We start from the raw sequence: 18618 nt of genomic DNA, 5'->3' as shown, positions 1-18618 counted from the left end.
ATTGGATTATCGTCCTAATTCCTTAGTCTAATGGAAAGACAATTAATGACTCAAACAACCATTCTATTACTGTGCGGCGGTGGCTCTTCTGAGCACGAAGTTTCACTGGTTTCCGCCAATTTCATTCAACAGCAGTTGGAAAAAACCGCTGATTTCGAAGTCATTCGCGTTGAAATGAAGAAGGATGGCTGGCACACCGAACAAGACGAACTCGCCTATTTAGATACCAATAGTGGCACGCTGAATTATGCAGATAGCACGGTACACATCGATTTTGTTGTCCCTTGCATTCACGGGTTTCCGGGCGAAACTGGCGATATCCAGTCAATGCTTGAACTGGCGGGGATTCCTTATCTTGGTTGCGGTGCTGAAGCGAGCACCAACAGTTTTAACAAAATTACATCAAAACTTTGGTATGACGCGCTTGGTATTGCCAATACGCCTTACCTGTTTTTGACGAGCAATGATGACGCTGCATTTGAACGATGCAAGCAAGCGCTGTCTGATTGGGGCGCAATATTTGTCAAAGCGGCCAGACAAGGCTCATCGGTGGGCTGCTATAAAGTGACTGAGTTGTCACAGCTTGGCGACGCCATCAACAATGCATTTTCTTTTTCTGATCAAGTTCTGGTTGAGAAAGCAATCAAGCCGCGCGAGCTCGAAGTTGCAGCCTATGAAATTGGTGGTGAGTTGTTCATTACTAAACCTGGCGAAGTCAAAGCTCCGGAAGGTGCCTTTTATACTTACGAAGAAAAATACAGCGCGGACAGTCATTCGACCACAGATGTTGAAGCGCAAGGCTTAACCGCTGAGCAAATCGAAACCATTCGTGGCTATAGTGAGACGGTATTTAAGCAAATGAAACTTCGTCATTTGTCTCGTATCGATTTCTTTATGACGCCAGAAGGCGATATTTATCTAAACGAAGTCAATACGTTCCCAGGTATGACTCCGATATCAATGTTCCCTAAAATGCTGGAAAATAATGGCCATCGTTTTCACGAATTTCTCGCAAGTTGCGTGACAACGTCACTTTGATTACCCCGCAACAAAAAGTATTTAATCGATAGGTTTAAAGCGTTTAAATACCACCATTTCAGCTTCTGCATTGCCTTTATCACCCAAATATTGATAGGGCATTGCAGGGCTCAACCACCGACCATAGAACTGGATTTCTTTTAGTTTTAGCCCTTGTTTTGCGAGATCTTTTACTTTGCCAACTCGCGACGATTGGCCTGAAAACCACACTTCCAATCCCAGCATGGTACTTGCTGCCCGTTGTATTCGATAGATGGATGAATCATCTAATGCGGTTGATTTGATATTGCCGTGTCGATCAATGGCTGAAAATAGCGGAGTGTCAGGAGTAAGGCTTGGCAATAACTCACACCAATTTTTTAATGCCGTCACCGCGTCTACAGACAAGGGGTAAGTTTGGCTGCCAATTTGAATTGCAATGGTGTTTTCATCATCGACATGCATATCTGCCAGGGTGAGTTGTTTGAGTTCGGATCGTTTAAGTGCGCATTCAAACATCAAAAAATACACCGCCAAATTTCTTATATCGGAAGCGTGTTGAGAATGACACAACCTGTGATTAAGCTTTTCTAAATGTTTCTTTTCAAACGCCACGGTGTCTTTAGCATCATTTTTCTTCTCAGCGCGATAAAAGTTCATAGTATGAAGCACTTGAGGGTTGGATGTCGGGTCTTTTAACGCTAGAATACGGTGAATTAAACCTATAGTGACAACGTAACGTCTAATTGTTGAGTATTTCCGTCGACTGGCCTCATGTTCAATAAAGAGACGCACGGCTGTGACTGATGCAGGAAGGGCTGTGACTTGCTTAAGGGTGCAAAATTCATGAAACAAGTTCCAGTCTTTTACCATAGCAAGCAATGAATTGTGAGAATATTGATTGGCCGTGAGCTCATCAAGAATCTCTTGCGTCGCTTGCTGGTTGAGCTGCGTGATGAAACGAGCAACCAGATCTTTATCTGTGAGTTCGGGAATGATTTTCCTCATCGCGGTTTTCCTAAGAATCTTCTGATTTCATCCGAGAAACTTGATAACACATGATATCGGATTATCATTAAAATTAACTATTGATTTAGCAGATTATTATTATGCCTGTTGCAACTTATCGCGGTTTTACCTTAGCGACTGTCGGCTCATCAAAGGATGAGTGGCAAGTTAGGATCAAAAAACACACGCTCTCCGGGACGATGCCTGCGGTCAAAAAAAGCATTGATTGGTTTTGTGATACTGCAAGTATCATTGATCCAAAAGAGTTTGGCGCGCTTGCGCCTAAGCGTAAAGAAACGCCACAAGCCGCTCAAGAAGATTTCCATGGCCACGTACTGAAAAACGATACTGGTGATGCAAATGCTTGGTATTGCTTCTTTCAAGGCAAGTTACTCAAAGGGGGAAAACTTGCTATCCAAAAGCATATAGAGGCATACTTAGTGGCTCAGCAACAAGCCGTTAAACAAAGAAAGTAATTTGCATATGACATTAGTATATTCCACCGAAACCGGACGTATTAAGCCACAAGAGCAAAAAGTAGCACGAGAGAAAGGCGACGGCATCGTGCGCATCCAACGTCAAACCAAAGGCCGTAAAGGCAAAGGTGTGTGCATTGTTACTGGGCTAGATCTTGATGACGCGCCATTAAAACTGCTTGCAGCAGAACTGAAAAAAGTCTGTGGTTGTGGTGGTTCCGTCAAAGATGGCACTATAGAAATCCAAGGTGATGCTCGAGATAAAATCAAAGCACATCTCGAGAAAAAAGGTCACACCGTTAAATTGGCCGGCGGCTGATTTAACAGAGTCAAAATGATAAAGCCTCGCAGTTGCGAGGCTTTTTATATGGCAAGAACCGCGGAAATGTTTGGGTGATGTTGCCATATTTTGTTCAACCATCTCTTGGACATATTGCTTTGCGAATAGTGTTACGGTGTCACCATTGCTACCAAAGGTCCTTACATTTGTGATTGGATTGTGGGGATTAATATCGATATCAACAACTGGCGCAAACGTCCAGTTAACACCAAGTGCTTTGCCTTCTTGTGCACTGATCATCGCTAGGTGTTTTGCGTATTGAGAATCGCCAGTCGCAGCGACTTGCATCTGGCAAGCGAATTCAGTTCCGTCTATCGCTGAGCCATTACCGCCATAGCGCTTTAACTGTATATGGGAGGGTTTGATACAAAGTATCGTCATTTGAATGATGTGAAAAGCAAAATTTAAAATACGCTAATGGATATTTATAAGCCTTATTAAAGGCTAATAAGCTAGGTTGTGATTCGCAGATTAACAACTGATTATTAGCTATTTTATGGTAAATAACGGTTATGTTTAATTGATATCTGCGGTGGCAAGTAGGGAGTAAATGCTTGTTAGACCAAGTGATGCGTTGGCTAAACATGGATTGGCTTGCACATATAACATTTAACATAAGATAGATAATACGCACTAATGTAATTTATGTTACATGGGCTTGCGCCGGGCTTATCTAGGCAGAATCTGAGTAACTTTCTGATTCTGAGTGACTGAAGCTTCAAAAATCTAAGACATTTTAAGCTAATGCATCGCTAAATCGGAATCTTACTATTATCCCGTTGTTTTATCCAAAGTCTCTAAGCAGAAGCTCTGAATAAATGGCGGCCTTGTAGATTTAGTGATTAAACATTGATGTAGGGTTTATGATGCCCGCGAGTTTTAAGGAAGATGATAAATGTTGAAGATTGGCTAAATGGCTCGGGATTCAATCAAGTTTTGTGTTCAACGCATGACAAAAATTTTTGGATTCTGTGTTACTCAAGTGATGTTCGTCTGCCGCTATTTCGTGCACATATGCCATGTGTTAATTGTCCATTTTACTTAACCACATAGGCACGTCCAACTGGTTAAAATTAGAGTGACATTGTCACAAATCTCTCCAGCGCCTTTGGTAAGCTAGAGGTCTAAATTTCTACATGGTTACTCAGTTATCCTGTAATAAAATTACATACAGACGAGGTCCTATAGCGGAATTAGAATTATATATCGTATTAACCTATTGAAAAATATAACCTTAAACCATTCTAGCTCAAGAATCTTTTTGATGTTTTCTACGGTGTTCTCGGTTTTGTAGTGCAGAATAATATAATGATTTTAAATTAAGTTAGTTATAGTGCGTTTAAGGAGATAAAAAATGAAGCAGCTCCCTACTCCATTCTCTACTACTGTTGTTTGTTTTCTGCCTGAGCATTCAAGCGGATTTGCTCTGCAACAACTTTTATCGCTTGTGCGGTACTCATACCTTCAGCCATCAGTTTTTGAATTTCTTCTACGGCTTTTTGCTGCTCTTCGTGAGTTAATGATAGATCATCAAACATAAAACACCCCTCAAAAATTGAGGGGTGAATGTATTATAAATGACAGCTAATTACTAGTAGCTCGCGAGGAAGTTTACGTATGCGCCCATTGCATCGGCGTTGGTATAGCTCGCACCAACATCCAGTTGCACCAAGCCAAGCAAGTTGATACCAAGACCAGCAGTTAATGTGTCTTCACTGTCAGTGTATGCTAAGTTACGGTTCCAACCTGCGCGGAATTTTAATTGACGTAATAAATCCACTTCGCCGCCAACTCGTAACATTTGCTTATTGTCATCAAAGCTCGTGAAGCGGTCCTCTTCACGTAAATCATAATCCACACTTAGCGTAAAGTAGTCAGCAACAATACCGGCGCCAACTGTAAATTGCGGACGCATTTTGTAATAGTATGAAAGATTAATGTCGCGAGATGTTGATGATGGATCACTTGCAGTTAGTGTTTTACTAATCGTTTTAGTTTCGATATCTCGCGAAATCAGATTAGTCCCGGATAGACCGACGCGAAACGGACCATAAAACCATATCATGCCCGCATCCATGTTAAACATGGTTTCACCAGTACGGTTTTCGGCTATGTTATCAATACTGAAATTTGCAAAGTCGGTGTTATACACCAGCGTATAGATACGCTGAATTTTCGGCGAAATACCTAATGCTATATGTTGGCCTAAAAAGTTTTGGTATTTTGCCAGTGAAATACCAGCCTCTGTCACACCGATAGAAACAGCATTAACCGTACTGAGCTCTGCGTTTACCGCAATATCAACGTCACTGTCGCCTGTATTCGCACCATTATACATATCAGGTTGCACGACGGCTTGTAGGTACGCTTTACCAAATACATTCATCGCAATGTACTGATTCGGGATAGCAAAGGAAACCACACCACCTAATTCTAGGTTGACGGTATCACCGTTGATATCATCTAGGCTCTGCTGCAATTCAGTTGCGCCTGCTGTGCTCGGTGAATCGTAGAAAGACGTAATTTGATCCGCGATCGACTCAAAGCTATCGATCACCTGCTCTTCATCGTTATAGCTCACCCCCACACTCGGCAAAATCATACCGACATCGTCATTACGACGATAAATAGCAGTAAGTGCTGGGTTGTAAAAAGGTGCGGTCAAAAAATTTGCGGACACAACCCCAACACCGCCCATCGCATCGCCACGAGCTTCGATTGCATAATTGGCTGCAGTAGCGCTCGAACTCGCAAGGGCCACTGCAAACGGAAGATATTTGAATTTAATTAGTTTCATATCGTTATAGTTTTGTTGATCATCTCTAAATCTATAACGACGGTAATGTCTTTAACTTTAACTATTCGTCTGCAGAAACATCGTAAGTTTTACTGATAATTTGAGATTCCTCTACTATTATCGGTCCTTGCCACCTTTGATGAGTCATTGAAACGGCTAAAACATAGCGTGCAGGAGGAATGGTACTGGTGTCTAATGAAGTCGGATATTCAGACTCGTAATTATGACTCCAAACCTGATTATACTTACCATCAACGTAATCATAGACTGCGACATTCAGTTTCGGTAACGGGCAAGTTGGGTTAAGCAGCGCTTTTTTTTCTACCTGCCATTGGTCTTTCGACGCCCATCTTACCGTTTGCTTCGCTTTTTCATCGCCAATAACAAGCCATGAACTCCAGGAGGTTTGATCAGCTGCGGTGACATCAATGCGATATAATCCCATCGGCATACGGCTGTTCAAATTATAACGCTTGATGTATTTAATTTGGTCGTCGTCGCCGCTAAGTCCCTGAGATATCAAGGAGTCATCACTTGATAGCGACTTAACGATCCAGCGAGTTAAAGAAACATCAACCAACTCTTTGGTCGAATTAACTTCAACTACTGCGCGGTAAGCATCTCGACCTGGACTTTGAATATCTGAGCGACGCACCGTCACTGCCTTCAACCACAACGGAAGCGCTTTGGTGTCGAGCCCTTTACCGCAGTCAGCTTCCAGAGACATTAAGAAAAGATCATTAAGATGTGGAGTGAGATTTTCGTTTTTCTCAAGTTGCCAAACTTCAACCAGCGATGAAAACATCGCTGGTAAGTTGCCGTTAAGCAAGTTTTGGTGTGCTTGGGTTAAAGGCGTATTGCTTTCAAACCAAGGGACATTGGCGGAAAAAGTAGGTGCGCTAAAAATCAGCGCACCTAGAGTACATATTGCTCGTTTCATCACGCCTTCATTTTGTAGCCAACGCCACGTAAGGTTTCTATTTCAAGACCTGGCAATTTTTGACGTAGCTGCAATACGTGAGTATCAACAGTACGCGTAGTTGGGAAATGGTTGTAACCCCAGACATGGTCAAGCAGTTCGTCACGAGTAAACACACGACCTAAATTGCTCGCCAAAAATAGCAGCAGATCGAACTCAGTACGAGTTAGCGTAATGGACTCTTCTTTGTAGAACACTTCACGCGTAGCCTTATCAATCACTAAATGCTCGGTTCTTACTTTTGAATCGTCCTCTGCATCTTGTTCTGGCGCACGTAGCTGCGCACGTACGCGAGCAAATAATTCCGCTTCCGCAAATGGTTTAGTTAAATAATCATTCGCGCCGGCATCAAGGCCCATCACTTTGTCTTTAACGGTTACCAAAGCCGTCAGCAAAATCACTGGCACTTCTTTGATTTGACGCCATTCAGGCAAATGAGTGACAGAATCGCCATCTGGCAACTGGCGGTCTAAGATCACGAGATCCGCTTTGTCCCAATGCTGAGCAACCTCTGCGATCGTCTCAGCGTGAAAACATTCATATCCCGCTTGTTCAAGGCTTACGAGCAAGCCATCCGCCAAGTTTTTATCATCTTCAACGAGAAGCAACGTCTGTTTCACAAGGTATCTCCAATATAAATGTCGTTGGCGGACCAATCAGTGACATTTTGCCACCCATCCGACCAACCATTGATTCAACTATGGTTAAGCCCAAACCAAGGCCGCTTTTACTGACAAAAGGTTTGCGTAAATCTCGCCAATCTCTTTGAGTCAATTCGCCGTGGTCTATCACTTTAACGGTAATATTCGTCTGTGTTGTCGTTACGTCTAAGGTAACAGGGGCAACGCCATATTTCACGGCGTTACGGATTAAATTATCGATACATGTACCAAGCCAATACACGTTCAATTTTGCGGCGATATCTTGGTTAATCTTAAGCTCGATATCGCCAGTAAATTCTTCTTCCACTTTAAACGCAAGCCACTCCTCAACCGAAGGTACCCATTCGGTCGCCAGTGGTTTGTTATCTGACTGCAAATAATCTTTACTTGCTTCTGCAAGTTGTCGAAGTCGCCTAGAATCTTCACATAGACGACGAAATTCGTCGTATACGGTTTCTGGTAAACGCTCGAATTCGCGTCTAAAACCTTCAACAGTCAGCGATAAGCTGGCTATCGGTGTACGCAATTCGTGGGTCAATATCTGTAGAATCAACATACGACTGCGCATTTCTTGGCGCTTGCTATTCCAGCGATAAACTGACCATCCCATCACCAATAAGATATTAGCAATCACCAGCACAACCATACTTATGCGCAGGAAGTCGGAATGGTCTTCAACACTCCAGCACAAATTGCCGCGCTGAATAAAACAGGTGCTGGCATCGCTTTGCAGTTGATAGCTCAAGCCCGCTTCATCAATATTGGCTTGCCACACTTTTTCTGGAAAGACGTAGTAGTCGTCGTTTTTTCTTAACCAGAACTCATCGCCTTCCAAAAACATACTTGAGCCTGCAATAAGCGAATTCATCGAATCTTCGCTCATGCGCTGCAATCGACCTAACAGTGAATCGTCAGAAGCAACTGGCCGTTCTTTGATATGCATATACTGTTGAAGTTCACTGGCCTTATCAGGGTGAACTAAAACGTAACGATGCGCATAAGATCCACCACCTGGGTGAATGAGCGCGCTTCGAGCAAACCAGCGTTTGGTCAGTGTTGTGCCATTACATATGGCTCTCGTAAAGACCAAAGGTTCCGTAACCAAAGGATTTAACGGTAAATTCCCGGTACAATTTTGCGCTAACTGATAGAGCTTTTGAATATCACGCAGCGGATATGATGCCGTTTGCGGCAACATTGAATCTGGCGTAATCAAACGATTGGGGTAATCAGACTGCAAACCTCTAATGTCATACGAAACAATGGCTTTAGATGTATCAAACAAATCGATAAAAATATCAATCCGCTCAGGCAATGAGTCTGCTCTCGTCGCGAAAGACGCCAAGAAACTGCAAATAATAACTACTCTAATTACTTTATCAATCAATGTATTTATTCGTTATATCAGTAATTTATAAAAAACGTAGCGCATTATGACAGAAAGACGTATCTCAATTGTAATATAGATGTCAATAATGCAACTTTAGAAATAGACGAAGCCAGCATGATATCATGCTGGCTTCAATAGTTAACTAGAGAAAAAGTTTACAGTGCTTTTGAAATAGCATCGACGCTTTCTTTTGCGTCGCCAAACAGCATTTGTGTATTCTCTTTAAAGAACAATGGGTTTTGAACACCTGCGTAACCAGTGTTCATTGAGCGTTTAAATACAATGACATTTTGTGCATTCCAAACTTCTAATACTGGCATTCCCGCAATTGGACTGTTGGGATCTTCAAGCGCCGCTGGGTTTACCGTGTCATTAGCACCAATCACCAATACCGTATCAGTTTGAGGGAAATCATCGTTAATCTCATCCATTTCCAACACGATGTCATACGGCACTTTCGCCTCCGCTAGTAACACGTTCATATGGCCAGGTAAACGCCCTGCGACCGGGTGAATGCCAAAGCGAACTTCGATACCCTGAGCACGTAATTTTTCAGTGATTTCATGAACTGGGTATTGCGCCTGCGCAACCGCCATACCGTACCCAGGGGTAATGATCACCGACTTAGAATTACGTAGAAGTTCTGCCACTTCCTCAGCACTTGTCTCACGGTGTTCACCTTGCTCGACATCCGAAGAAATTGATATTTCTTGGCCAAAACCACCGGCAATCACGCTAACAAACGAACGGTTCATCGCTTTACACATAATGTAAGAGAGAATTGCACCTGACGAACCGACCAGTGCCCCCGTTACAATCAACAGATCGTTGGCGAGCATAAAGCCTGCCGCCGCTGCTGCCCATCCCGAATAGGAGTTGAGCATAGAAACGACTACCGGCATGTCAGCACCACCTATTGAAGCAACTAAGTGATAGCCAAATGCAAACGCAATCAAGGTCATGACAATTAGCGCGAAAGTGCTGCCATCATTGCTAACGAACTGATACATAAGCAGCAAAGAGACCACAATCGCAGCGAGATTAAGCTTATGCTTGTGCGGAAGGTTGAGAGGTGATGAAGAGATCACTCCGCGAAGCTTACCAAACGCAACAATTGAACCGGTGAAGGTAACCGCGCCGATAAACACACCGAGGAACACTTCAACTAAGTGAATGACGTGCTCAGCGTGAATGCCTGCTGCGTCAACAGAGACGGGCGCCGGTGGCGCTAAATAACTGTTGTAACCAACCAAAACCGCCGCCATGCCGACAAAGCTGTGCAATATCGCAACCAACTCTGGCATTTCGGTCATCTCAACTTTCTTAGCGTAGTAAACACCGATTGAACCACCGATAACCATGGCTACAATGATCCAAGCAAAACCTTGTGAGTGCGGTGAAAAAATCGTGGCAATCAATGCAATCGCCATCCCAGCAATGCCGTAATAGTTTCCCGACTTTGCCGATTCCTGCTTTGACAACCCTGCCAAGCTAAGAATGAAAAACAGTGCAGCAACAATATATGCCGCTTGTACTAATCCTGCAGACATTTGTTACTCCTATTAATTTTTTCTAAACATTTCAAGCATGCGTTTGGTCACCGTAAAGCCACCAAAAATATTTATGCTCGCAATTAACACCGCAATGAACGACAGCAGTGTGACTAAACCATTGCCTTGCCCGATCTGCAATAAAGCACCGACGACAATAATGCCTGAAATGGCATTGGTCACCGACATCAGCGGCGTGTGCAAAGCATGGGTTACGTTCCATACCACGTAATAACCAACCACGCACGCAAGCACAAAAACCGTAAAGTGCGACAAAAACGCAGCGGGCGCCACAGATGCAATCCAAGCAAACGCCCCAACAGCGACCACCAGACCGGCAAGCTTTTTCACTGGCGAAGTTGGCTCTTGTTCTTTAGGTTCAGGCTTCGTGATTTTCTCAGGTTGCGCTTTTGGCTGAGCTGAAACTTGAATCGGTGGTGCTGGCCAGGTGATTTCACCTTGTTTAACCACCGTCACACCGCGCAAAACTACGTCGTCAAAATCGATATTGATGGTGCCGTCTTTCTCTTTACAAAGCAGTTTAAACAGGTTGACTAAGTTTGTGGCATAAAGCTGCGAAGATTGAGTCGGTAGACGACCGACCATATCGGTATATCCAACGACTTTAACGCCGTTCGTGGTGGTAATGACTTTATCGGCTTGAGTATATTCGCAATTCCCCCCATTGGCCGCTGCTAAGTCGACTATGACGCTGCCCGCTTTCATGCTATCAACCATCTCTTTAGTGATAAGCGTTGGCGCGGGTTTACCAGGAATAAGCGCAGTGGTCACTATGATATCAACATCTTTCGCTTGAGCCGCATAGAGTTCAGCTGCCTTTTTGTTGAATTCGTCAGACATCTCTTTGGCGTAGCCATCACCAGAGCCGCTGGCTTCTTGATATTCCAGAGTTAAAAACTCAGCGCCCATCGATTCAACTTGCTCTTTGACTTCAGGACGAACATCAAACGCACGTACAATCGCACCTAAACTACCAGCTGCACCAATTGCTGCAAGCCCGGCAACCCCGGCGCCAGCGACTAAGACCTTGGCCGGTGGTACTTTACCTGCCGCAGTAATTTGCCCAGTAAAGAAGCGCCCAAATTCATGAGCGGCTTCAACAACCGCGCGATAGCCTGCAATATTGGCCATGGAAGATAACGCATCTAAAGCTTGAGCACGCGAAATCCGAGGCACCGCATCCATTGCCATTACATTGATGTTTTTACTTGAAAGCGCTTCCATTAACTCTGGATTTTGCGCCGGCCAGATAAAGCTCACCAGGGTAGCGCCATCTTTCAACAGAGCAATTTCATCCACTGAAGGTGCATTGACTTTAAAAATTATATCGCTGTTCCAAACACTGTCTTTATCGGAAATTTCAGCTCCCGAAGCTTGAAAAGCGGCGTCATCAAAACTGGCTAGTGCGCCAGCATTGCTCTCAACTGAGACATCAAACCCAAGTTTGATTAATTGCTCCACCGATTTTGGCGAAGCAGCCACCCGCGTCTCTCCTACGAGCGTTTCTTTTGGCACACCAATTTGCATAGCTATTCCTTGACGATTGGCACAATGAATCACTTTTTTAACCAACAGTTAACTCAACCGCAAGCGCTTCACCGCACAAATACAAAATATCATTAGTTATAACTTTCAGTAATGAATAAGCTTCTATTCATTTACGATGTAAAGTTTAGACATTACGCCCATTGAAAGGTCTAACCAGTTTAATAATTTCTCTTTTTAAACAATAAATTAGATAAAAAAAGAGCTATAAGCATAACGACTTATAGCTCTTTAAAATATGATTCGAATCAATTCGCCTCAGGTTGAGGCTAGAAAATTTTTTCACCCATTTGATCGATGAACATCTGAGCTTTTTTTAACATTAACTCGTTAGCATCGCCTTTCGATGGCAACACATCCGAGCGTATAAAATCATGAGTTTTCAGCTCTCCATCCACTTCTTTGGTAATTTTGCCGGCAATGCGATATTGGCCGCCATCAGCAATGGCCGCAGGATAAATATTAAAGCCTTTATATTGTTCCGGCTCTTCAACTTTTTGTTCTTGTTTACTACCAAACAATCGAGAAAATAACCCCACTTCTACTCCTTTTATTTTTTCAATCGAGTCAGAGGTTGTTCGTACCATTCCAACTCAGCGTCTTCATTATGACGCGGATTATTGTATATAACCGTGATGTCGTTATCTTCTCGGTTCTTTCTACGATCGTCAATGATCATCGCCATGGCAGCTTCAACTGCTTTGTCAACGTGTTGCTTAAGTACCACAAGACGCTCTTCGGGCAACGCGGACAGAAAATCGATATCGTAACGAATATAAACCGGTCGGACTCGATTTAAGGCAAGGCATGCGATGTCAGATAATTGCTCGTTAGTAAAACGATCGACAAACTCCTCTGCCGCGAGAACTTGCCCAACTAAAGTTTCCATATAATTGTGGACGTCAGAACCAATTTGCATATCAATTTCCCTATATCTAACAATGGATAAAGATCATTACGTTACCGTCTAGTATAGGATTAAATTACTCATAACCCCTAGCACGGCCTTCGCAATTTTTGCGTCCGCGAGTCCACTTTCCAACCGAAAGATCAATTTTAGTTATCAACTTGAGTAAAAAGCTTGGAATATCATTAAATCGCGTTATTCTTAACACCGTTTATCACCCTTTTTAAGTATAGAGTCAGCAGCGCATCGAATGTCTTATTCCGTCGTTACTTCAAACTGGTTTCGTCTCTCGTTCCCACTTTTCATTCTTGCCACAATTTGGTTAGGAATGAGCAACGTTATCGTTGTGACCGAAGCCAATTTGGGATTCGCTTCGAACTTACCGTTTGTGTTGTTTCTGGCGGTGATTGCACTTAGCCACGCATTTAAGCAAAGCCGTATTGCAATGATCGCAACGGCAATGTTGGTGGCCTATTGGATCATTCAGGCGCGGCTTCAAACTCCGTTATCAACCGGAACCACGCTTTTAGAACTTTGCCTGCTGAGTTTTTTGTCTCCGGTCGCCTGCATGCTTGTCTACCCACTGCGTGATACTGGGCTATTTTCTCGCACTTACCTTATATTCTTGGTGACACTGTCACTATTTGCATTATGGTGTTACATCATCCTTAGCTACTTTTATGCTGGTGGATTTGAACAAGTTAACGAAACCTTTTTATTCGTGGTTCCGCAGATTTCGCGTCTACCTTTGGTATTGGTGCTTTATTTAGCGGCTTTAGTCGGTGTTAGTGCCATTTTGTTATTACGCTATAACCGTATCGTTGACGCAGTGGTTTACAGCGCAATCACGCTCTCAAGTACCACTTACGTATTTTTCCACATCCCTTATATTTCAGTTACGATGTTCAGCATAGTGGCGATTTTACTGCTGATTTATGTATTGTCAGCCAGTTATGAGTTAGCGTTTAACGACCGTTTGACTAATATTCCCGGGCGCTTAGCACTGGATTCTGATCTCAAACACTTGGGTCGTAAGTTTTCAATTGCGATGGTGGACATCGACCATTTTAAGCAATTCAATGATACCTACGGCCATGATACTGGCGACGACGTACTGAAGTTAGTCGCCGCACGATTACAAGAAGTGGGTGGGAAAGCCAAAGTTTATCGATATGGCGGTGAAGAATTCACTGTGGTATTTAAAAATAAAACCGTCAAGGAAGCGGTGCCTCACCTAGAAAGTCTGCGAGAAAACGTCGAAAACTACCAAATGGTACTGCGTGATAACGAGCGCCCTAAAAACGACCGGCAAGGGACGAGACGGCGTGGAAAATCGCAAAAAAATAAAACCGTCAATATTACGATCAGTATCGGTGTGTGTGATAACGCCAAGCAGGCTAAAGTGGAAGATGTGATTAAATCTGCCGACCAAGCGCTATATAAAGCGAAAAAAGCTGGGCGTAATAAAGTCGCCTGCTTCTAGCCTTGATTGAAAAATAGCACCACACTTCCGCCTTTTATCGCACTGCCGTAATTAATGCTGATACCAAGCCCTAAATTCTCAATCCAAGGCAAACTGATCGGCGGTGTTATTAACCAACCAAATGACGTTTCGTAATAGTAATTAGCGCCAATGGGATGACTTGGATCGCCACCAATATCAACTCGCCTAAGCGTTGCGTATAACGACTGAACGCTGTCGCTCCAATTCGACAATGGACGCAATAATTCAATACCATTAGATAGATACCAACCTTCCGGATTTCCCACTTTGCCATCATTGGCAGCGCCGCCGCCAAATCCATAGAAATAATGGGCAGCACTGCTAAAACGCCAAATCCCCCAGGATAATTCTTGCTTATACTTGACGCTAATTGCGGGTTCAAAAGTCACTGCGTAGGCATCGGTATTAAACAGTACACCTTCAAGTTGCGGTTTTATTTGTTGCTGGGAATATTCGCTAAGATACTGATGTTCATTGTGATAATACTGAAAATGGACACCAAGTGTGGGTGTAAACGACCAGTGCGGGTCATACTGGTAGTCCAATCCGTAACCAAGCATGCCTCCCAATATCAACTCTTGTTGGCTATCGCGCCCCGGGTGCTTCTCCACTTTGACAGAGTTATCAGATGAGATAATCGAAAACCGGGTCGTCACGAGTTGCGTTAGCTTAGGATCGAACGTATCAAATCGAAAGGTATAAGGGAGGGAGGTAACCGCCAGCTGTTGCCTTAATTCCAACGCATCTTCTGAACCAATATTATCGTTGTGAAGATTAAACAACTCGTTGGGATCAAAATCGTGCAAGCCAAAGCTAACGACTTCGCTATCTGACAGCACCACACCGACCGAAAAAGCTCTCTCGAGGTATTTTTCAACCGAGTCATAGCTTTGGGCGGCGCAAATAACTGGGCAAAGCAGTAACCAACTGCATTGCATACACAAATAAGTACGCATAAAGCGAAAAACAATCCATCGTTCAACTCAGTTTCGTATTTCATCACTATGAACAACGAAGCAATTTTTCCCAGCTTTTTTTGCTTTATACATCGCTCTGTCAACGTCTTGATACAATTGGTCTACTGTTTCACTCCCTGAGGGAACCAAACTAAGCACACCTTGTGACAATGTCACAGGTGGTAATGTAAAGTTAACGTTTTGAGAATAATCTAGTTCGGCAACCGCCAGTTGGATTCGCCTAGCCTGTTGCTGCGCTTGTTCTAAGTTACTATGGGGAAGCACAATAACAAACTCTTCGCCGCCGTAACGGGCGACAAATTCACCACTACGGACAAAGAGCTTCAATAACAAACCAGACAGAGCAACCAAACATTTGTCACCGGCGATATGGCCATAGGTGTCATTAAACAACTTGAAATTGTCAACATCAATTAGGATTAAACTTAACCAAAACTGATGGCGGCCATGCAAAGCAATCAACTCTTGGAGTTTGTTATCGGTATAGCGGCGATTTTTGAGATTGGTAAGGCTATCTTCAGTGGCCTGCTGCTGAAGGATATTATTGAGTTTTGCAAGCTCGGCGGTTTTGGCTTTGAGTTCACGACGCATTAGCGCAATACGTTGCATGGCAACAAGCTTTGAATTGAGTACGATTTTATCAACCGGCTTAACTAAATAGTCATCCCCACCCGCCTCTATCGCTGAAGCGATCATTTCGGGTTGGTCATGTCCACTTAAAAAGATGATGGGAATCCAGTCTGCAAATTGCTCACGAATTTGGCGACACACTTCAAAACCATCAACACCTGGCATTGATACATCAAGCAACACCAGTTCAGGATCAAAACTGCCGTAAATGTCCATCGCTTGCTGGCCCGAGGATGCCATTTCAACGGTATGCCCCAATTGCTTTAGGCGAATAGCAAGTTGCATGCGCTCCATTTGCACGTCGTCAACCAGCAGAATTCGCATCGCTGAACAACTAATATTCAATCGTTCCCCTTACTATTCGCTCGCATCATCGCCAATTTCGCTTAGAATTATTTGTGCATCAAGGTGATGCCTAAACGGGTCTATGTTATTTAAGCGTAATAGAAAGACAAAAACCTGCCACTAAGGTTGACTTTTAAAGCGTTTTTTTTAGCATAGCGGCTCATTTTACTACGAGAACAATCAGATGTCTGACTCAAACACCCCAGAGCAAGTGGACGTAACCCTTGAACAGCTCTCTCCTGAACTTCGTCAAGTCATTGCTTTTGATGATGTACCGGAAGCAATGTATAACATGGTCGCTTCAATCCACGAGGTTTCTGAAGAGTCTGTACGTGAAGCATGGAACTCACTCCCTGCCAGCGCCCAAAATATTTTGGACAACTTCGAACAGTTTCACGCGCTCATTTCGGTCAGCCAATCTTTCGCGGGAATCAATGTGATGGAAGAGTTTCCAACACTCAATCTTCCCGAAGGAATGAGTGACGATGACAAAGAGCAATACCGTGCTCAATTGCTCGATCAAGTGCTCTTCAACTGCATAAAAGATATGGTCAAGCAGATCAAGAAAGCGCGTCGCGACCCGCTACTGAAAAAAGACTTTAAAGACGTATTTGCTAAATAAGCAAATAGAAAAAATGAAAGCCGCTTTAAGCGGCTTTTTTAATGACTGAGACTGACGTCTTTTTGTGAAATACTCGCGCCTTTAACCTGCACGTATACATCATCGCCCGGTTTCAAGTTCAACTCATCAACCGCCCACGCAGTCAACCTAGCCCACAAAAAGCATTCGCGTGCTAACTCAACTTCAACGGCGACACTTTGTTTGTCGATTGAGTCATGGAGCACTTCGACACTTTTTACCGTTGCTGGCAGTATGTTTCGAATCGACGTGGATTGCGGCTTTACCGTGGTGAGCGAAACATCATTAGCGCGAATTTGCATTCGCACACTTGAGTTGACAGGCATGTCGACCTTTTGAACCCATAAAGCGACATTGGGTGCTATCGACACTTTACTTAACGCGTATTTTTGCCAGTGCTCGCTAATTCGACCTTCAAACAGGCTGCTTTGCTCAGCATACGATTGCCATGGCCGCATTGCAGCGCTTGCCCAAACATTTTCTAAACGGCCGCTGATGGTCACCTGCCCCTTGTCAATCACGACCAAGTGTCTTGCCAGACGCAACACTTCATCTAAACTGTGTGAGACGTAAACGATGGGCAGTTTGACCCGCTCGGTCAACTGTTCAAGAAATGGCAAAACTTCGCGTTTTCGAGGAAGGTCAAGCGACGCTAGTGGTTCATCCATCAGCAAAATATCAGGCTTGCTGAGTAAGGCGCGTCCGATAGCCACTCGTTGCTTCTCGCCACCTGAAAGTTGGTGCGGAAAACGTTTCAGAAGATGCTGGATTGCTAATAACGATGTAATGGTATCGAATTGCGCCGCGTCGATTTCTTTCACACCGTAGAGCAAGTTTCCCTTAACACTGTAATGAGGAAACAGACGCGCCTCTTGAAACACATATCCGATATTACGTCGGTGAATTGGTACATTGATCCCTTGAGCCTTACTAAATAAGGTGCGGCCATTGAAGGTGATCTCACCATCATCAGGACAAATCAATCCAGAAATAACGTTAATAAGCGAGGTTTTTCCTGCACCTGAACGGCCAAAAATCGCCGTCACCCCTGAACTTGGGATCGCCAAATCAACATCAATATGGGTATCGCCTAACTGTTTGCGAAAACGCAGCTGTAAATCGCTCATGATTTCGCTCCTAATCGTTTGGCAACCCGACGAGCAAACCATTCTGAAGCCATCAATGAACCTAAAGCGATGACAATGGAAATGACACAAAGACGCGCCGCTTGAGCTTCAGCGCCTGGGGTCTCAATAAAACTGTACATGGCCAATGGGATGGTCTGTGTTTCGCCCGGGATATTTGAAACGAAGGTGATTGTGGCGCCAAATTCGCCAAGTGAACGCGCAAAGGCCAACATAGACCCCGTAATTAAACCGGGAATGGTTAATGGTAGCGTGATGGTCCAGAATACCCGCCAAGAGGAAGCGCCGAGCGTCGCCGCTGCCTGTTCGAGTTTGTTATCCACACTTTCTAAACTGAGCCGAATGGAGCGCACCATCAGCGGTAAAGACACCACGACACAGGCGATAACCGCGCCTTTCCAAGTGAAACTGAACACCAATCCAAAATGTTCATACAACCACTTGCCAATGATTCCTTGTCTTCCCATGGTGACTAGTAATAAATAACCAATCACCACAGGCGGCATGACCAAAGGTAAATGAATTACGCTATCGAGCAAGCTTTTGCCTATGAACTGTTTGCGCGCCAATACCCAAGCGAGCGACAAGCCAATCGGCAACAGCCAAAGCAGCGCAAACAGCGCTACTTTTAAGCTGATGAGTACAGCTTGATATTCGTAATCGGTAATCACATTCACAATACTAC

General features: G+C 43.9%; 19 protein-coding genes and 1 pseudogene. 5 read left to right on the top strand and 15 right to left on the bottom strand.

Annotated elements, in window-relative coordinates; genetic code table 11:
• The first annotated feature begins 45 nt into the window (after positions 1–45).
• Entirely contained in the window at positions 46–1038 is a 993-nt protein-coding gene (locus tag BLS03_RS06765; protein ID WP_093271348.1) for a D-alanine--D-alanine ligase, read from the top strand.
• Positions 1039–1059: 21 nt separating this feature from the next.
• Here BLS03_RS06765 and BLS03_RS06760 read toward each other — a convergent pair whose 3' ends face one another.
• Positions 1060–2025, bottom strand: coding sequence for a tyrosine-type recombinase/integrase (locus BLS03_RS06760; RefSeq protein ID WP_093271344.1), 966 nt, complete (start codon positions 2023–2025; stop codon positions 1060–1062).
• 101 nt (positions 2026–2126) lie between these two features.
• Here BLS03_RS06760 and BLS03_RS06755 point away from each other — a divergent pair, with 101 nt between their 5' ends.
• Together BLS03_RS06755 and yciH are read left to right on the top strand one after the other, a co-directional pair.
• Positions 2127–2501: a DUF3319 domain-containing protein gene (locus tag BLS03_RS06755; protein WP_093271341.1), complete on the top strand. Its 375-nt coding sequence runs from the start codon at positions 2127–2129 to the stop codon at positions 2499–2501.
• A 7-nt stretch (positions 2502–2508) separates the two neighbouring features.
• A complete protein-coding gene (gene yciH / locus BLS03_RS06750) occupies positions 2509–2820 on the top strand; it encodes a stress response translation initiation inhibitor YciH (RefSeq protein WP_093271338.1) in 312 nt (103 codons plus the stop codon).
• A gap of 51 nt (positions 2821–2871) precedes the next feature.
• Here yciH and BLS03_RS26170 read toward each other — a convergent pair.
• From BLS03_RS26170 to BLS03_RS06700, 10 genes and pseudogenes are all read right to left on the bottom strand, one after another.
• Positions 2872–3222: pseudogene (locus BLS03_RS26170) on the bottom strand (glycoside hydrolase family 3 N-terminal domain-containing protein); the annotation flags it as partial.
• Positions 3223–4223: 1001 nt separating this feature from the next.
• Positions 4224–4379: a YoaH family protein gene (locus BLS03_RS06740; RefSeq protein WP_093271333.1), complete on the bottom strand. Its 156-nt coding sequence runs from the start codon at positions 4377–4379 to the stop codon at positions 4224–4226.
• A 53-nt stretch (positions 4380–4432) separates the two neighbouring features.
• Positions 4433–5638 (bottom strand): conjugal transfer protein TraF, encoded by a 1206-nt coding sequence (locus BLS03_RS06735; RefSeq protein WP_093271330.1) that lies wholly within the window; start codon positions 5636–5638, stop codon positions 4433–4435.
• Between the two features lie 61 nt (positions 5639–5699).
• Positions 5700–6578: a DUF2861 family protein gene (locus tag BLS03_RS06730; RefSeq protein WP_093271327.1), complete on the bottom strand. Its 879-nt coding sequence runs from the start codon at positions 6576–6578 to the stop codon at positions 5700–5702.
• Positions 6578–7237: a response regulator transcription factor VxrB gene (gene vxrB, locus BLS03_RS06725; RefSeq protein ID WP_093271325.1), complete on the bottom strand. Its 660-nt coding sequence runs from the start codon at positions 7235–7237 to the stop codon at positions 6578–6580. Before vxrB ends, BLS03_RS06730 begins: the two co-directional genes overlap by 1 nt.
• Positions 7212–8651 carry a sensor histidine kinase VxrA gene (gene vxrA / locus BLS03_RS06720; protein WP_425445102.1) on the bottom strand — a complete coding sequence of 480 codons (1440 nt, stop codon included), beginning with the start codon at positions 8649–8651 and terminating at the stop codon, positions 7212–7214. The genes vxrB and vxrA overlap by 26 nt, the downstream gene beginning before the upstream one ends.
• A gap of 173 nt (positions 8652–8824) precedes the next feature.
• The gene (gene pntB / locus BLS03_RS06715) at positions 8825–10219 is read right to left on the bottom strand and encodes a Re/Si-specific NAD(P)(+) transhydrogenase subunit beta (RefSeq protein ID WP_093271320.1); all 1395 of its coding nucleotides are present in this window, start codon (positions 10217–10219) and stop codon (positions 8825–8827) included.
• Between the two features lie 12 nt (positions 10220–10231).
• Complete coding sequence (pntA, locus tag BLS03_RS06710) at positions 10232–11767, bottom strand: Re/Si-specific NAD(P)(+) transhydrogenase subunit alpha (RefSeq protein WP_093271317.1); 1536 nt, start codon at positions 11765–11767, stop codon at positions 10232–10234.
• 287 nt (positions 11768–12054) lie between these two features.
• Complete coding sequence (locus BLS03_RS06705) at positions 12055–12324, bottom strand: HlyU family transcriptional regulator (RefSeq protein ID WP_093271314.1); 270 nt, start codon at positions 12322–12324, stop codon at positions 12055–12057.
• Positions 12325–12335: 11 nt separating this feature from the next.
• A complete protein-coding gene (locus BLS03_RS06700; protein ID WP_093271312.1) occupies positions 12336–12704 on the bottom strand; it encodes a late competence development ComFB family protein in 369 nt (122 codons plus the stop codon).
• Between the two features lie 238 nt (positions 12705–12942).
• On the opposite strand from BLS03_RS06700, the gene BLS03_RS06695 reads away from it, so the two are divergent.
• The gene (locus BLS03_RS06695) at positions 12943–14175 is read left to right on the top strand and encodes a GGDEF domain-containing protein (protein ID WP_093271309.1); all 1233 of its coding nucleotides are present in this window, start codon (positions 12943–12945) and stop codon (positions 14173–14175) included.
• Here the strand turns inward: BLS03_RS06695 and BLS03_RS06690 are convergent.
• Both BLS03_RS06690 and BLS03_RS06685 read right to left on the bottom strand, forming a co-directional pair.
• A complete protein-coding gene (locus tag BLS03_RS06690; protein WP_093271307.1) occupies positions 14172–15152 on the bottom strand; it encodes a Solitary outer membrane autotransporter beta-barrel domain in 981 nt (326 codons plus the stop codon). The two genes, BLS03_RS06695 and BLS03_RS06690, sit on opposite strands and share 4 nt — an antisense overlap.
• A 27-nt stretch (positions 15153–15179) precedes the next feature.
• Positions 15180–16127, bottom strand: a complete 948-nt coding sequence (locus BLS03_RS06685; RefSeq protein WP_093271304.1) for a GGDEF domain-containing response regulator — start codon at positions 16125–16127, stop codon at positions 15180–15182.
• A 205-nt stretch (positions 16128–16332) separates the two neighbouring features.
• On the opposite strand from BLS03_RS06685, the gene BLS03_RS06680 reads away from it, so the two are divergent.
• On the top strand, positions 16333–16770 hold the full coding sequence (locus BLS03_RS06680) for a DUF3069 domain-containing protein (RefSeq protein WP_093271301.1): 438 nt from the start codon (positions 16333–16335) through the stop codon (positions 16768–16770).
• 38 nt (positions 16771–16808) lie between these two features.
• Here the strand turns inward: BLS03_RS06680 and modC are convergent, their stop codons facing one another.
• Positions 16809–17915 (bottom strand): molybdenum ABC transporter ATP-binding protein ModC, encoded by a 1107-nt coding sequence (gene modC / locus BLS03_RS06675; protein WP_093271299.1) that lies wholly within the window; start codon positions 17913–17915, stop codon positions 16809–16811.
• Positions 17912–18604, bottom strand: coding sequence for a molybdate ABC transporter permease subunit (gene modB, locus BLS03_RS06670; protein ID WP_425445101.1), 693 nt, complete (start codon positions 18602–18604; stop codon positions 17912–17914). Before modB ends, modC begins: the two co-directional genes overlap by 4 nt.
• Between the last annotated feature and the right edge of the window lie 14 nt (positions 18605–18618).

This window comes from Vibrio xiamenensis (assembly GCF_900100015.1).
GTDB classification, from domain to species: domain Bacteria; phylum Pseudomonadota; class Gammaproteobacteria; order Enterobacterales; family Vibrionaceae; genus Vibrio; species Vibrio xiamenensis.
Note: the sequence above shows the minus strand (reverse complement) of the source record. Positions and strands in the feature narration are given on the sequence as shown.

What these genes read in the sequence shown, in the direction of transcription:
- pntB (WP_093271320.1), bottom strand. Translation starts at nt 10,219, where the DNA reads ATGTCTGCAGGATTAGTACAAGCGGCATATATTGTTGCTGCACTGTTT.
- BLS03_RS06755 (WP_093271341.1), top strand. Translation starts at nt 2,127, where the DNA reads ATGCCTGTTGCAACTTATCGCGGTTTTACCTTAGCGACTGTCGGCTCA.
- BLS03_RS06690 (WP_093271307.1), bottom strand. Translation starts at nt 15,152, where the DNA reads ATGCGTACTTATTTGTGTATGCAATGCAGTTGGTTACTGCTTTGCCCA.
- BLS03_RS06685 (WP_093271304.1), bottom strand. Translation starts at nt 16,127, where the DNA reads ATGCGAATTCTGCTGGTTGACGACGTGCAAATGGAGCGCATGCAACTT.
- BLS03_RS06680 (WP_093271301.1), top strand. Translation starts at nt 16,333, where the DNA reads ATGTCTGACTCAAACACCCCAGAGCAAGTGGACGTAACCCTTGAACAG.
- BLS03_RS06735 (WP_093271330.1), bottom strand. Translation starts at nt 5,638, where the DNA reads ATGAAACTAATTAAATTCAAATATCTTCCGTTTGCAGTGGCCCTTGCG.
- BLS03_RS06730 (WP_093271327.1), bottom strand. Translation starts at nt 6,578, where the DNA reads ATGAAACGAGCAATATGTACTCTAGGTGCGCTGATTTTTAGCGCACCT.
- yciH (WP_093271338.1), top strand. Translation starts at nt 2,509, where the DNA reads ATGACATTAGTATATTCCACCGAAACCGGACGTATTAAGCCACAAGAG.
- BLS03_RS06760 (WP_093271344.1), bottom strand. Translation starts at nt 2,025, where the DNA reads ATGAGGAAAATCATTCCCGAACTCACAGATAAAGATCTGGTTGCTCGT.
- BLS03_RS06765 (WP_093271348.1), top strand. Translation starts at nt 46, where the DNA reads ATGACTCAAACAACCATTCTATTACTGTGCGGCGGTGGCTCTTCTGAG.
- BLS03_RS06740 (WP_093271333.1), bottom strand. Translation starts at nt 4,379, where the DNA reads ATGTTTGATGATCTATCATTAACTCACGAAGAGCAGCAAAAAGCCGTA.
- BLS03_RS06700 (WP_093271312.1), bottom strand. Translation starts at nt 12,704, where the DNA reads ATGCAAATTGGTTCTGACGTCCACAATTATATGGAAACTTTAGTTGGG.
- pntA (WP_093271317.1), bottom strand. Translation starts at nt 11,767, where the DNA reads ATGCAAATTGGTGTGCCAAAAGAAACGCTCGTAGGAGAGACGCGGGTG.
- modC (WP_093271299.1), bottom strand. Translation starts at nt 17,915, where the DNA reads ATGAGCGATTTACAGCTGCGTTTTCGCAAACAGTTAGGCGATACCCAT.
- BLS03_RS06695 (WP_093271309.1), top strand. Translation starts at nt 12,943, where the DNA reads ATGTCTTATTCCGTCGTTACTTCAAACTGGTTTCGTCTCTCGTTCCCA.